Origin of the sequence: Clostridium phoceensis, from assembly GCF_001244495.1 — a bacterium.
In the GTDB taxonomy this organism is placed as follows: Bacteria; Bacillota; Clostridia; order Oscillospirales; family Oscillospiraceae; genus Lawsonibacter; species Lawsonibacter asaccharolyticus.
The window spans coordinates 2,214,296-2,228,102 of sequence record NZ_LN866274.1; the positions used below are offsets into that span (position 1 = coordinate 2,214,296).

Annotated in this window: 16 protein-coding genes; all 16 read left to right on the forward strand. The window is 50.6% G+C overall.

Translation table 11 applies throughout. The features are described from left to right. The first annotated feature begins 2 nt into the window (after nt 1-2). The 16 genes from BN1969_RS11480 (at nt 3) to BN1969_RS11555 (ending at nt 13,683) form a co-directional block, all read left to right on the forward strand. Entirely contained in the window at nt 3-1,865 is a 1,863-nt protein-coding gene (locus tag BN1969_RS11480) for a P-loop NTPase family protein (RefSeq protein ID WP_050624415.1), read from the forward strand. A gap of 42 nt (nt 1,866-1,907) precedes the next feature. Then, nucleotides 1,908-4,211 carry a cobaltochelatase CobT-related protein gene (locus tag BN1969_RS11485; RefSeq protein ID WP_050625469.1) on the forward strand — a complete coding sequence of 768 codons (2,304 nt, stop codon included), beginning with the start codon at nt 1,908-1,910 and terminating at the stop codon, nt 4,209-4,211. Nucleotides 4,212-4,279: 68 nt separating this feature from the next. After that, nucleotides 4,280-4,612, forward strand: a complete 333-nt coding sequence (locus tag BN1969_RS11490) for a hypothetical protein (protein WP_050624416.1) — start codon at nt 4,280-4,282, stop codon at nt 4,610-4,612. A gap of 111 nt (nt 4,613-4,723) precedes the next feature. Then, nucleotides 4,724-5,260, forward strand: a complete 537-nt coding sequence (locus BN1969_RS11495) for a sigma factor (RefSeq protein WP_050624417.1) — start codon at nt 4,724-4,726, stop codon at nt 5,258-5,260. 15 nt (nt 5,261-5,275) lie between these two features. Beyond that, a complete protein-coding gene (locus BN1969_RS11500; protein ID WP_050624418.1) occupies nt 5,276-5,983 on the forward strand; it encodes a hypothetical protein in 708 nt (235 codons plus the stop codon). Then, nucleotides 5,980-6,354, forward strand: a complete 375-nt coding sequence (locus BN1969_RS11505) for a hypothetical protein (protein WP_050624419.1) — start codon at nt 5,980-5,982, stop codon at nt 6,352-6,354. The genes BN1969_RS11500 and BN1969_RS11505 overlap by 4 nt, the downstream gene beginning before the upstream one ends. A gap of 18 nt (nt 6,355-6,372) precedes the next feature. After that, the gene (locus BN1969_RS11510; protein WP_050624420.1) at nt 6,373-7,617 is read left to right on the forward strand and encodes a PcfJ domain-containing protein; all 1,245 of its coding nucleotides are present in this window, start codon (nt 6,373-6,375) and stop codon (nt 7,615-7,617) included. Between the two features lie 39 nt (nt 7,618-7,656). Then, a complete protein-coding gene (locus BN1969_RS11515; protein WP_050625470.1) occupies nt 7,657-8,739 on the forward strand; it encodes an AAA family ATPase in 1,083 nt (360 codons plus the stop codon). Between the two features lie 97 nt (nt 8,740-8,836). Next, nucleotides 8,837-9,457, forward strand: coding sequence for a hypothetical protein (locus BN1969_RS11520; RefSeq protein WP_050624421.1), 621 nt, complete (start codon nt 8,837-8,839; stop codon nt 9,455-9,457). Then, nucleotides 9,454-9,891, forward strand: coding sequence for a hypothetical protein (locus tag BN1969_RS11525; RefSeq protein ID WP_050624422.1), 438 nt, complete (start codon nt 9,454-9,456; stop codon nt 9,889-9,891). The genes BN1969_RS11520 and BN1969_RS11525 overlap by 4 nt, the downstream gene beginning before the upstream one ends. Before the next feature lie 44 nt (nt 9,892-9,935). Next, nucleotides 9,936-10,178: a hypothetical protein gene (locus tag BN1969_RS11530; protein WP_050624423.1), complete on the forward strand. Its 243-nt coding sequence runs from the start codon at nt 9,936-9,938 to the stop codon at nt 10,176-10,178. 185 nt (nt 10,179-10,363) lie between these two features. After that, the gene (locus tag BN1969_RS11535) at nt 10,364-11,131 is read left to right on the forward strand and encodes a hypothetical protein (RefSeq protein ID WP_050624424.1); all 768 of its coding nucleotides are present in this window, start codon (nt 10,364-10,366) and stop codon (nt 11,129-11,131) included. Between the two features lie 69 nt (nt 11,132-11,200). Further along, nucleotides 11,201-12,028: a hypothetical protein gene (locus BN1969_RS11540; RefSeq protein ID WP_050624425.1), complete on the forward strand. Its 828-nt coding sequence runs from the start codon at nt 11,201-11,203 to the stop codon at nt 12,026-12,028. A 73-nt stretch (nt 12,029-12,101) separates the two neighbouring features. Then, a complete protein-coding gene (locus BN1969_RS11545) occupies nt 12,102-12,542 on the forward strand; it encodes a hypothetical protein (RefSeq protein WP_050624426.1) in 441 nt (146 codons plus the stop codon). After that, nucleotides 12,529-13,341, forward strand: a complete 813-nt coding sequence (locus BN1969_RS11550) for a hypothetical protein (RefSeq protein ID WP_050624427.1) — start codon at nt 12,529-12,531, stop codon at nt 13,339-13,341. Before BN1969_RS11545 ends, BN1969_RS11550 begins: the two co-directional genes overlap by 14 nt. A 69-nt stretch (nt 13,342-13,410) precedes the next feature. After that, the gene (locus BN1969_RS11555; protein ID WP_050624428.1) at nt 13,411-13,683 is read left to right on the forward strand and encodes a hypothetical protein; all 273 of its coding nucleotides are present in this window, start codon (nt 13,411-13,413) and stop codon (nt 13,681-13,683) included. Nucleotides 13,684-13,807: the final 124 nt, after the last annotated feature.

Below are 13,807 nucleotides of genomic sequence, written 5' to 3' on the forward strand. Positions count from 1 at the left end.
CAATGAGTTCAAAACTGTTTTCCTTTTCCAGACCCTTACCCGAGCCATTTGATAAGGTCAAGCGGAAGGTCAAGGTATCCTCCAAGTATGGAGATGGGACGGAGTCCACGCTCTGCTGCACCGTGGCTAAGGCGGTCTTGGCCTATTTCAAGTGTAAGTATGGCGTAGAACCCGGCGCCGTTGGGCTCTGTGGTTCCAAAGGCGTGGCGGAATATAAGTCTGATTCCGGCCCTGATGACTACCATTTGGCCGTCTACGAGCCTGCTTCTGGCTCCGTCCTTGCCAGTCTCTATAACAAGGATACGGAGATGATCGAAACCTACGCTATTCGGAATAATGGCCGGGATGGCGCGGCGGTTCTCATGGCGATGCTCCCGGCCCTGATGGTGGATGACGAGTTCAAAGAGCACCTGGCGGAACTCGAAAAACAGTATCAACTGGGATTCCCTGATATCAATCAGTCGACGAATGATCTGGCCATTCTCTGTGATAACGCCTACCGGCGGGTCAGCGATAGCAGTTGCGGTGCGCATCTGCCGGTCAATATCGACGGGTCGGGGAACCTGATGCGGGTTTCCACTACTCATATTGATGCGGGGAACTTCCGGCCGGACAGCGTGCTGGCTGGTATGTTCACAATTCTAGCCACTTCCAGTGCTCCCGTAAAATTGGAGATTAAGGAGGCCACGCCGCACAGCGATTTCATTGGCAAATATGTCTTGAATCCGGCACGCATTCTTACGCCTCATGAACAGGCGCTTGTACCTGTTTTGGAGCCTTGGTATGTGTTGCCGGAGGAGGTCATTACGATCTGTAAACACGCGAAAGCATCTACTGGGCGGTCGTTGCCCATGCGAAACTTCCTGCTGCGCGGCCCTGCTGGTACAGGAAAGACAGAGGGGGCCCGGGCAATTGCGGCCGGGCTGAATCTGCCGTATATGAAGTACACCTGCTCTGCCGGCACGGAGATATTTGACCTTGTCGGACAGGTATTTCCTGACACAGATGGACCTTCTACTGGTGATGCTGACTTGGACCAACAGCGGGAACAGCTCAAAGAGATGGGCGGAATTACCTATGAGAATGTGAAAAAACTCATGGGGTTGCCCGATTTGGATGACATGGACTATGACCCCGCCGGCACATACCAGAAACTCTCCGGCATGGAAAAGCCCGATGCAACGTCACAGGACTGTATGAGCCTTGTTATGGAGATGGTCACCAATAAACTGCAACAACTGTGCAAAGTGCAGCCGGAGTCATCCGACGGCAGGCAGACCTTTACCTACATCGAAACGGACTTCATCCGTGCGCTCAAGCATGGATATTTAGTAGAACTGCAGGAGCCCACCACGATTATTCAGCCTGGTGTGTTGGTTGGCCTCAACTCTCTTTTGGAGCAAAAAGGGTCCATTACCCTGCCAACCGGCGAGGTGATCCATCGTCATCCGGACGCAGTGGTTGTGGTGACTACCAATGTCAGTTACGAGGGCTGCCGCGGCGTAAACCAATCGGTTCTTGACCGCATGAATCTCACTCAGGATATCGAATTGCCGGAGCCGGAAATCATGGCGCAGCGCGCCATGGGCATTACCGGCTGTGAAGATGATGTCCTGGTCGGACGCATGGTACAGGTGGTATGCGATATGGCCGACTATTGCCGGAAAAATGGGATCTCAGACGGCAATTGTGGTATGCGCAGTCTCATCGACTGGATCATGAGTACAGAGATTACAGGGGACCCCTATACCTCGGCGCTCTATACCATCGTGAGCAAGGCCACATCGGATGAAGAAGACCGGTCCGCACTGCTTACCACTGTGTTGGAGCCGATTTTCGCACCCAAACAAAAGAAAGCAGTTTGATCGAAAGAAAAAAGGAAAGGAGGACCGCTACTCTTGGCAAGAGTGAGTCATAAGAAAATCAAGCAGTTGATTGCACAGAAACAGTCGAAAATCACTGACCGCCAGTTTTTTACCTCGCGTATCCTAGCCAATCACTTCGCGGATATTGCCGCCGCACAGACACGGCGGTACGGCTATCGGCGCAGGGTAAAGTGCAGCATCATCTGGAAGCCCAAGAATCCGAGTCTGGCCTGTACGGATAATACCCTGATCCAGATCAATGCCGGCAATCCTCAGGTGACACGGCAGAAGGGGAGGCAGGCGCGGTACGAACAAGTCTGCGGACTATTCGCCCATGAACTTGGGCATGTACTCTATACGGACTTTCTTGCATCGCAGTCCTATCACAGTTTTCAAGAGATCGGCAGGTGGTTCCCGGAGAATCCGCCCCTGCGAAATGCTGCAGAGCGAGATGCGGAAGCGGATTTGTTAGCCTACCAGAAAGCAGATCCAAAGAATGTCGGCCTGTTGGGGAGAATATCCCATGACATCCTGAACATCCTGGAGGATGGCTATATCGAAAATCGGATGCTGATGGACTACCCCGGCATCTTGGGCAGCAGTCTGCGGGCGTGGCGCAAAAACAAACTCGAAAATTTTCCTACCATTGAGGATATGATCGACCGCGAGGAGGATGGCGGGCATATCTGGATGACCATCCGAAACGCCATGTTATCCTATATGCTCTGGGGTGAACTCAAGTATGGTGGGACGCCACTTTCTGATGAGCGTATACAGGTGGTGTTCTCTCTTCTGAGCGAGTTGGATACGGCTTTGGCCAGCCGGGACTACAAGGACAGATGCCGCACTGCCAATCTGATCCTGATCCGGTGCTGGTCCTATATCAAGGACTTCATGGAGTTCTGTAAGGACCAGGCAGAAGACACCGCGCCTGGCGGCAGTGGTTCCGGAGATTCTGATAACCTGCTGAGCAAACTCCTCTCTTCTCTCATGGGGGGCAGTGAGGAGGGATCCGGCGACACGGCCCCGGTGGATGCTGGCAGCACATCGTCCAGTCCTGGCGGAACAGCGACTGGTCAGCAGCGCGCTGCAACTGCAGCGTTAGCCGCCAGTTCCAACGACAGTGAGGAAAACGAAGGCGAGGATGCCCAAACTGGCTCTGGCGCTGGCGAAGAACCTGAGTCCGAGGAGGAAACAGAGACTTCGGCCGGCGGCGCAGCAGGGGAAACAGACGACAGTGATCAGAGCGCGGGCGACGAGACGGCAGTACAGTTGGGCGGCGGTCCAACACCCTCACACCAGAAGGTATCAGACCAGGAAGGCGGTCGCATCCCTCTACAGGAAACCAGCGAGGTGTCCGCTCCAGAGGGCGGTACCTCAGAGCGGGATGACGACTATGAGGGTTCAGGCTATACGGGAGCAGCTGCTGATATTGAGAGGCTGCTCAACCGTATCGCCGAGGACAGCGTTACCACTGACTTAGAGCGCCAGCGTACTGAGGAACTGACGGAACTCGCTCAGAGCATCTCCTATGGGGATATCCACGATGGCGTCAATAAGACGGTACACCGCATTGCTTCTGTCAGCGATGACATGAAAGAGAAGTACCAGTCCATTGCCGGTGAATTGCTGCACATTTCCAGGCAATTACAAAAGTCCGTCTTGCAGCAGATGCAGGACAGCCGGCGTGGGGGAAAACAGACAAGTTTGCTGATGGGGCGGCGTTTGGACTCTCACGCACTGTTCCGGACAGATTCACGTGTGTTCTATAAAAATGCACTCCCCAACGAAATGCCTGCGCTGTGCGTAGGACTGCTGTTGGACGAGTCTGGTAGCATGTCCTGGAATGATCGGGCCACCTATCCCAGATCAACAGCAATCATTCTGTACGATTTCTGTCAGGCACTGGGCATTCCCATCACCGTGTATGGACATTCCACCTCCGACCGCGTTGATTTATACTCCTATGCGGAGTTTGAGGCCATTGATCGGGATGACCGGTACCGGATGATGGATATTTCGGCTCGGGGCAGCAACCGCGACGGAGCAGCGCTTCGCTATGTGGCGGAAAAACTGGTGCGTCGGCCAGAGGATATCAAGTTGCTGATGTTGGTGTCTGATGGACAACCCGCAGATTATAATTACTATGGGACCGCAGCAGAGGAAGATCTGCGCGGGATCAAGCATGAGTACCAGCGCAAAGGGATTATCTTCGTTGCGGCGGCCATTGGGGCAGACAAGGAGAACATCGAGCGCATCTACGGCGATGCTTATTTGGACATCACCGACCTCACAAAACTGCCGATCAAATTGGCCGGCATCATTAAGCGGTTTATCCGCTTTTAACTACAGTAAGGAGTGGACTGCATAACGTAGCGCTCCTTAACCTTACTTTATGCAGGAGGTGCAGTAAAATGATGGCTGAAAAGGAAATGCGCAATCAATTCAGGTCTGCCATCACGGCCGCCGCAGTCTGTTGCCGCATGCCGGTGAGCGATGAAACAAGCAGCATCACACAATACTTGAAGTCGCTGCTGGACACGGCACTCGACGGTGCCGGGCTCTATGCGGAGGTGATGCCGCTCCCATACCAGCCGTGTAGCAAACTACCAGTTGTGATTGCGTTGGACGGAAAAAATCCGCGGCTGCTTTGGTATTACAAAGGGATGTCTACACCGGCGCTGGCAGATGAACTGTATTGGCTGTTCTGCGATCTTCCGCTGGTCACTGGGCAAATTTCTGCGTAATTTACACGGCTGAAACGGCAAATAGCAAGGAACAATCAAATCTGTTTACAACAGTTGCAGGGCAAGGCCTTTCCAGGCCTTGCCCTGCCCATTTAAGGAAGGAGCGTCAACATGGATGCCATTACTAGAAATAACATCTTTATAGAGAATATGGAACTGATCAACCGGACAATGCACCGTCATCGGCTGTTGCTGTTTGCACTGCATCTGGACCGCGACGATGTCTATCAGGAACTGGCTATTGCCGCACTGCGGGCCATCGAATCTTTCGACCCCAGTCGGTCCAACTCTATCAAAGTCCATATCTGGGCAAAACTGCAGTACGCTATTTTGGACATTAAGGAGAGGCACAAGCCGCATGGCTTAGCTGCGTTTGACCGTTTTGGCACCAGTGTCTGGTCGCTGGAACTGGCAGAGGAATATGGATTCTCTTTAGTAGAGGCATCTTTCGAGGAGCAGCAGGATAGTGAACTGCACCTGCGGCAGGCGCTGTCCCGGCTAGAGCCTCAAGAGCGGCAAGCCATCGTTCTCTATCTGGACGGCAAAAGACCGGTGAGAAGGGCTGAGAAATGCAGTTTTCAGACGGCGCTGGACAAACTGCGGGACTACTATCTTGCTGTGCAGTATGTACCACAAGCCAATCAGTGATGAGGGTATAGAAAGATGAGTTATTACACAACAGGTTCGGGCTCTATCATGTTGCGGATTCCTTCCGATACCGCACGGCGACAGTTATACGATGATTTGCTGGGCAGATATGACCGGCTCTGCAGCGAGGAAATGAGCCAATGTGGTGAGCAGATGGCAAAAAGTGTCCAAGGAGAATATCAAAGGCGAAAATGCCAAATGAAACGCTACGATGATCCGCTTTGGTGGCTGACAACCGTGTTGAACGATGTCGGCTTTGTCGAACTTGAGCGTGGCATGGAGACGGACGATTTCTTCATCGAAATGACCTATAGCGGTAACTATGACGAGCGTACGGTTATGGATGTGTTGGACATGCTTGTGCCCTATACGCAAGAAGGCTGCATTTCCTATATCGGTGAAGACAATACTTACTGGCGACACCAATTTGTTGATGGAGTGTGGGTTAAACTGCGTGGGCAGATTTGTTATGAGACACCCGAACAATGCCGCTGCCAGACCTTCCCGCAAACACACGCTAACCTAGAGCGGTTGATTTCTGAAATCAGGCGTCATGCGATCTATGATAACAGGCCTTATGAGAAGAAAGCTCGTGTGTTGTTGGAAGCGTATGATCAAATGGATCCTGACGGTGTATTGCTGGCTCTGACAGGCCGCAGGCTTTATGAGCATGAGGCTGCCGCAGGTCTCTGGAAGGAGGACAAACAGGAGGATAAACCGTGAGGAGGTGTGTCAATGATCCCGCCTGGGCTGTGGAAACAGCCCAGGCGACCGGTATGTGCGAGGCCTGTCCCGGCTGCACAGCCCAGGCGCAAAAAGAGGAGAAAGACCGGTGGAATCTTGGCTTTTTCTGTATGGGAAATGGGATCACTGTCTGCAACCGGGTGGGGGTAGGCAGTGAGTGGCCTATGGTGGCGCATATCCGGTATAACCGTGAGGTAAACCTCTACTGTTGGGTCCCGGATACTGAGTTAGAGAGAATTCGGCACATGGCCGCCACAACGGAGCATATCGACAACGGCGAGTTGTATAGCCCGGAGACTACGCCGCCGCCTATTGAACCGCAGGAGGTAGTTGTCATCAAAAATTATTAAATTAAGGAGGTTGCTCAAATGAAGAGCGAAACAAATCCTAAGACTGTGATGCTGAAGGATTACATCATTGATATGGATAGCGTATCAGCGAAAGTCACCATTGACTATGAGGTTGTGCTCGAAAACAACACTGATTTCATCGTCAAGCGGCGAACACTGAAGACCGACCGTGAACTGGTGGTTTTGGTCAGCAAAGGCATCTTCTACATCAAAGATTGCAAAACCGATCATGTTGACCCGCTCACAGAGACCAACCTGTCTTCCTTCCTGCGGGACCTGAAGGAGAGGTGTATCACACTCCATCAGGTGCATTGGCTCCACACGGTATTCCGTGAGTCTGTAGACTTCATTATGAATGTGATCACCGATGAGAAACTGATGGATATGTGTCGCCACAATGTGCTGGTGAGTACACATTACCCGCACTGGTATGTGCCGTTTTGGGAGCAGAACAGCAAGCTTTTCATGCGCCTATATAACATGTTCCCCAATATGTCTGACCGGAAAAAATATCAGCCAAGCATTCCGGTCATTTTCTGGATCGAGCGGCATCACGGCGCGAACGAGGCGATGTACTTCGCTGAGAAATTGGTTCAGTCCGGCATTACAGAACTGAATTTTTCCAGTCACTACACCAACTACTATGATAACAACGCGATATCATCCAAGGAGATAGTATCATTTAAGGCTATCATGGAATCTCCTTACAACATTAACCTGCGCCGGTTTATCGACTATATCCTATTTGATCTATATGCCCAGGGCTACTCCTCAGTGGAACGCACGTTTTTCAAAGAGTATATGGATTATCTGCAGATGCAGCAGGGCTTTTACGGGAAAGTCAAGGAGAAATACCCGGCGCATTTCAAAACAGAGCACGATATTATGGCCCTGAAAGTCAATCAGGCGAAACTGATCGCTACATGCGAAAACTTTTCTGAACAAAGCGAGGCGATCAAGGATCTGGCCTACACTGGGAGCAAATACAGTATTGTGATTCCCACTAAACCTGAGGAACTGGCAGAAGAAGGTATCAATCTAAGTCACTGTGTCGGACAGTATATCGACCGTGTGGCCAATGGTGAGTGCCATATCCTGTTCCTGCGGTACCGCGATATTCCGGAAGAGTCGCTAGTCACTCTGCAATTAAGCGGCAAGCAAATTTGCCAGGCTCAAGGTATGAACCGGCGTTCGCTCACCACTCAGGAATACCGTTTTCTCAAACAGTGGGGGCGGGAAAAGGAAATTGAGATTGCTGTATGAGCAGCAAATAAACTTTGAATACGAAAGCGAGAAATGGTTATGAAAGCAATCAGCATCGGCTCTAGGTATGAGATTTACGATGACACACTCAAGGCCTATGACGGCCTCCCGGCCCAGACCTATACGGTCTGTTTTAGCCAAATGACGGGCTTTTTCCTGAAGGTGCGTCCGGACCTTGTGGTCAAGGAACCGGTCTATGGCGTTCACCCGGAAAAAGCGGAGAAAGTGCTCCGGTCCTTCAAGGTATTCCAACGGAACCTGGGCGTGATCCTGAGCGGCGATAAGGGCATCGGCAAATCACTCTTCGCACGCCTCCTGTCTGCCAAAGCTGTGGAGGCGGGATACCCAGTTATCATTGTCGATCAGGCTTTCCCGGGCATTGCGTCTTACATTGAGTCCATTGAACAGGAGGTTGTATTCCTGTTTGACGAGTTTGACAAAACCTTTGGTAGCAATCATGATTCCGATCCACAATCCACATTTCTGAGCCTGTTTGACGGCACATCGCAGGGGAAAAAACTCTTTATTATCACCTGCAACAGCCTGCATGGGCTCAATGACTATATGGTGAACCGGCCGGGCCGCTTCCATTATCACTTCCGCTTCGGCTATCCTACGGGGGAAGAGATCCGGCAGTATCTTACGGATAAACTAGACGGTCAATACCAGAACGAGATTGAGAAGGTAATTCGTTTCTCCAACAAAGTTTCCCTGAACTATGACTGCCTGCGATCCATTGCATTTGAACTTCGCTCCGGTGAATCGTTTGAAGCCGCCATTCAGGACTTGAATATCATCAACACCCATGACGAGCAGTATAATCTCACGCTTTACCTCAAGGATGGAGGCATTGTGTCTGCAGAAAATCAGCGCCTTGACCTGTTCAGCAGGGATACTAAGTGTGTCTATATGCGAGATATGAAAGGGCGCTATGCGGTTGAAGTTGAATTTGATATTTCGGAGAGTATTTACGACCCCAGCCGTAATTCCACTGTATTGCCGGGAGAAGCCATCATCGTACATGATGATCCCGAAGATAACGCCGAAAAACAGGATTATGTCCCGGATTACATGACAATTACCCGTGCGGTGGGGCGCAATATTCACTATCTGACGGCTTGATATAGCCGCATGGAGAGAGGAGCAGGGGATTCCCTGCTCCCTTTCCCTATTCAAAATGAATAGTCTGCAATAAAAAGTCGACAGGAGGCACAAGAAAGTGAAGCAGGAAAAACCGATGTGCTGGTGCTGCGTGTGGCGGGATATTACTGGACCCGACAACGATCCGACGCTGGGGTGCGGACATACTTCCGCACAAATCCGACGCAGATTTGAAGGCTCATCAACAGCCGAGTACTGCAAGGAGTATCTGGAGGATGACCCTGAATTGAAACTCAAGATTGACCGCATTACCAGAGAGACACTGATGAAGAACATCCACCAGTTGGTTGTGACCGATGGACACTATGCCGCGGCGGAGGCCATTGTGGACTACTTCAACCCGGAACGGTACGATACTCCGCAGGAGATCAGCTGCGATGATTTTTATTTCATTGCCCAGGTGAACTGGGGCGGAAATGAGGGGATCTATCTCGACTGCTATGCTGTTGGGCGTATCCGCCCGGATGGGCCGCAGAAGGGCTGGCATCTTGGCACCTACAAGACGCTGGAGACTTCTTTAACAGCTATGCAGACCTTGGGTGCCCTGGGCGGTGCGCTGACCTACTATGCGCGGGAATACATCTGGAAGAATAATACGCTGTTTCTCAGTGAGCAGGAACTGCGCGCCAGGAAACTCAAAGAAACACAAAGAGCCATTCAGAAGGAGGACCAAAAATGAGTTATAGTACATGGCATAACTACGGATACGGGATTCGTGTGGACGATATCAAGGAGCAGAGCGTAGAGCGGCTGCAGGCGCTGCTGAAACTGGCGCCGGAACTGGATCAGAAGATTCATGCCTGGTTATCGGAGTTAGATATTGCAGAACCAGACTGGGATGACTATATGGATTTTGACCAGGTCTACTATCTGGGTCTTGCCACGATTTTACAGCAGGTCATTGAGGAGGCGGAAGGCCTACGTCTGACTGCCTGTGATGATTCCAGTGGTGCGACTTATCTCATCTATCAGCCCTGCTACCCCTGGGAAATCACAGATAGAGAACGAGATCTGACCGAGGAAAGCCTGGTCCAGATGTTCAGCCGTTATGTCAACGTTTTGTCCGATGAACCGATTGAGGTCGGTTCGCAAGATGTGAAAAACGGCGGTTGATATAGGCCGCTGTAACAGGGAATCAAGGAGAATGGAGCGATATTATGCGCAATAAAAAGAATGACGCAAATGGGTTTTATCTCTGTATTTCGGATCTGGTGGTCGACGGTGTGCTGATGTGTACTGCCGGGAAAAGATACAGAATCCAGGATGCCGAGTCTGGTCCTGGGGAAGCACCGGCAGAAGTGGCAGGATACTGCGACATCTTTGGATGTGAAAATAGCGGAGTGTGTATGGCAACATGGCTGGATGTCGGAGAACACTTCCGGACAGATGATGAACGGTAAGACCGGAACTCGCGGTGGTCGAGATATTCTCGCGCAGGAAGAACTGTTTGTCTCTGATGAGATAGAGTATCCGGCCCCTAAAGGTTTAGCCAAGACTGTACAACAGGAAAAAGCAAGCAGCTGCTGCGATGCAGACACAGAGCGGGTATCTGCGCTGCGTCTCTACTGTAAAAAAGGAGGAAATCATGACATTCAAAGAACGGTTCCAGGCTAGAGAGTGTTCCTTCAACATGATCGAAGATTGGATTGAACTCTGGCATACGTGGGACATCAAGATGGCGCTTCCAGCCTTCTTAGGCCTATCAGAGGAAGAATACGGCGTTCTGCTGGTCGAAGGCTATGATGCGTTGGCCCGTCGGCTGAATACAGATGCGGAAACCCACTATATGGCAGTCCATTTGGAATGGGAAGACCTGGAGAATCAATTAAATGAACTGATTCGGTCACTGTTGTCCGCCGCATATACGGTTCATATGAAACGAAGCGATTTTTATTACTGGGATATAGTCCTTCACAAAGACGGTGAGATCAGCGAGAAAGACAGCGAATATATCTGTGAACGCCTTGATTTGAGGGACATTAGCACAGACCATTTTCTGTATAGTGACAGCATTGACCAGAACCAGGCCTGCGGCCTGCTGGAAAAGTTGTTTGGCCGTGAGATCGTGTCCAGCCATGCGGATGACGAGGGAGTTTGGTTTTTCCATAAGCCGCTCTACGCCTCAAGCCGGAGCTGGGTTGCCCAGCACGTCGGCCGCTTTGAACAGCGGTTAAACATGGAGATTGGGAACAGGCACTATCCGGCAACAACTGCGGAAACCGCTGCACACCAGTTATATGGATTTGTGACGGCACTGAAAGAACTGGGTATGGTAAGAGAGCATGAATATCCCATAACGCTCGACCATTTTACCAAGCGTCCCAATAGCCAACCGGATCAGGCAAATATTTAAATGAATCGGGCGCAAGGGGGCTTTCTTTGCGCCCAATCCGTCTAAGAACAAGATAAGGAGAGATCAGTTGTGAAATGTAGATTTTGTGATGGGCAGGTATTTGTGGGCCATCAGGTCTGCCATCTGGATATTCTAGTGGATGATTCCGGTGTATTTCTTGATAATATGCCCGGAGGTGCCGAGGCATCCATCTATGAAAGCAACACACCTTTTGGACCATTTCGGTGCTGCGGCTGCGGCGCTGTCTACGATGAACTGAAAGATGGACAAAAGGAAACGTCCGGTCCCATCGAAGGATGGAAATGGCCTGGAGATAGCCCGGAAGACGCAGATATAAAGGGGCTCATCGCTCTGACGCTAATCCGGGAACGGCCCTGTGAAAACGAGATCTGGGCCGATAACCTGTTTGTCCTCATTGAAAAAGAGGCATTCCAGGAAAGCAACTCCCAATTTGTCTCCACTGAAACATTTGTGATGCAGACCCTGCGCAGTCGGGTCCAAACCTGGCTGGCGACCCCGGATGGATGGCGGAGCAACTGCTGTGCATCCAGAGATTATAACTGGGGGGATCTGATCAATGACCTGCCTTCTGAGCATATCCAGGTATTTTTCACTCGGGATGAAGCCAAAGACTATGACATTTTGGACTCCGTCAGTGTGCGTGTAGCCCAGGATGAATTGCTGGCTCCTGATGATGTGCCGGCGTCTCTTGTGCTGGTATATAGAGACGGCCACACCGATATTTTGGGGGTTGTTGTAGATTTTCAGGACGGGAGCATCTCCTCCAACAACTTTTTCAAGGAAACGGAAGTTGTGGAGGGCTATATCCAAATGGCAGATGGTAGCAGGTTAAACTGCGATCCAGAAAACGATTTTCAGTCTATTGCGGAAGTGTGAGGATACAGTACGGCTATGATCCGAGGCTATTTGACCTCTCTCGGATCCCAACCTGGGATGGGTTTGTTCAGGCGTGGAAAATATCATTATTAAAGCCCAGCACAACTGCGTGTCCGACCGCAGGACCTACGGCGGCCGTTTTATCCCCATCGTCCATGAATATGTTCTGCTGCTGCGGAAAGAAACGCCGCTAGTCATCCCATTTTTGATGACCTACCGTGTGAATAGCGATATTCGGGATATGCCCGGCGCCACATGGCGGGATATCATTGCCGACATACTGGAAGATTGCAATGGCCGCGCACCGCTGGAAGAGATTTACCGGCGTGTGGAAGGACATAAGCGGGCGCAGAGCCAGCAGTGGTGGAAGGAAAAGGTGCGGCAGACCCTGCAGATCAATCCCCGAACCTTCGAAAAGGCAGATCGTGGCATATGGTGTTTAGTTAAACAACGCATGAACCGGCAGAAATACAACAACGAAGAGTGGAGGTTTTATATCAATGGAGTATTTTGAATTGCGAAATAAACTCTTTTTCCCTGTGAGGCGGAAACTGATCAACGACTATCAAATGGGGACGCTAGACTTCAAAAGATGCGAACAGTTAGTGAACGATCTCATTCTAAAAATTGGACAGTATATGGACACTGGGGTGCCGCAAGACGAGAGTATGGCGATTGTATTTGCGGAATTTCAAGACACGATTCAGGAGCTGCGGCCACTGACAAAGGGATATGAAATCACTTGTGATACAAACGAGCAATTTCACATACCCCACGCACTCTATGTCTGTGTGTTTAGAGATTTGGTAGGGACAGAATTTGCAGATGAAAGTTATGCTACAAAATTTGCTGAACGTGACGGGGTCAAACTCATATTCGGGATGCCACAAGTGCCGGATGGGCTTTACTTGGATACCGAGCAGAACCGTGAGATCATCCAGAAATACTTAGCACACAAGACGCCTACAACAGGGCGGTCAGACTCTATTGATGAAGCGGCAGGGAGAAGGTGCACAATAAAAAGCAAGGAAGAACTCCTCATTGAGGAAGCAAATGCGCTGGATTCTCTCTTCATGAGCATGAAAATCGAAGATATCAGTATTGAAATAAGGGATAATCAGCTTGTTGCCTTTGATTCTGACGGGAACAAGTGGGTGGAAAATGAAATCTTCGACTTTGCGCTGAACGAGTGCCTTACTTTTGGCGCTGATGGGCATCTAATTGACGGCTATTGTGTCAATGAAGAACTCTTGGATCAAATCCTACACTATGCGGCTCAAAGAGATGTCAAAATCGAGAGGATACCCTTGTAATTGTGGCAGATATGAAGATGAGAAAATGAAACTAAGTCACAGAAGGCCGATATCATTAGGAGGCTTCGGATGAAAAGAGAACTGTCGATTAAAGACGAACTGCGTGCAATCCAGTCCGGAGAACTTACATGCAGCCCGGAGAAACTGGCTGCATGTGCCGCGTACTGCCGGAAACGGCTTGATATGCTGCGCAGGTCACTGGAAAGTCAGTCGGTTCCAGCGGCTTACATTGAGCAGGTGCAAGCCAATATCCATAGTTTTTCTGATTTTCTTGGTTGGGCGGAGGCGCAAAAGCCGGACACGGGTATTTCAGCCTATAGTGCTGAGCCGAAGAAGTCTTAACAGGGTAGTGTATGCGCAGGCGTGGTTATAAGCGTGTTGACGAAAAGGTCTGAGAATGATATAATTCAACTATACAGTATCAGAGCCATGCCGAAGGCGTGCATAGTTTACAGTGTTCCAAAGT

Coding starts and splice junctions, on each gene's coding strand:
- BN1969_RS11530 (WP_050624423.1), top strand. CDS start 9,936: ATGCGCAATAAAAAGAATGACGCAAATGGGTTTTATCTCTGTATTTCG.
- BN1969_RS11480 (WP_050624415.1), top strand. CDS start 3: ATGAGTTCAAAACTGTTTTCCTTTTCCAGACCCTTACCCGAGCCATTT.
- BN1969_RS11550 (WP_050624427.1), top strand. CDS start 12,529: ATGGAGTATTTTGAATTGCGAAATAAACTCTTTTTCCCTGTGAGGCGG.
- BN1969_RS11490 (WP_050624416.1), top strand. CDS start 4,280: ATGATGGCTGAAAAGGAAATGCGCAATCAATTCAGGTCTGCCATCACG.
- BN1969_RS11535 (WP_050624424.1), top strand. CDS start 10,364: ATGACATTCAAAGAACGGTTCCAGGCTAGAGAGTGTTCCTTCAACATG.
- BN1969_RS11515 (WP_050625470.1), top strand. CDS start 7,657: ATGAAAGCAATCAGCATCGGCTCTAGGTATGAGATTTACGATGACACA.
- BN1969_RS11500 (WP_050624418.1), top strand. CDS start 5,276: ATGAGTTATTACACAACAGGTTCGGGCTCTATCATGTTGCGGATTCCT.
- BN1969_RS11525 (WP_050624422.1), top strand. CDS start 9,454: ATGAGTTATAGTACATGGCATAACTACGGATACGGGATTCGTGTGGAC.
- BN1969_RS11555 (WP_050624428.1), top strand. CDS start 13,411: ATGAAAAGAGAACTGTCGATTAAAGACGAACTGCGTGCAATCCAGTCC.
- BN1969_RS11495 (WP_050624417.1), top strand. CDS start 4,724: ATGGATGCCATTACTAGAAATAACATCTTTATAGAGAATATGGAACTG.
- BN1969_RS11510 (WP_050624420.1), top strand. CDS start 6,373: ATGAAGAGCGAAACAAATCCTAAGACTGTGATGCTGAAGGATTACATC.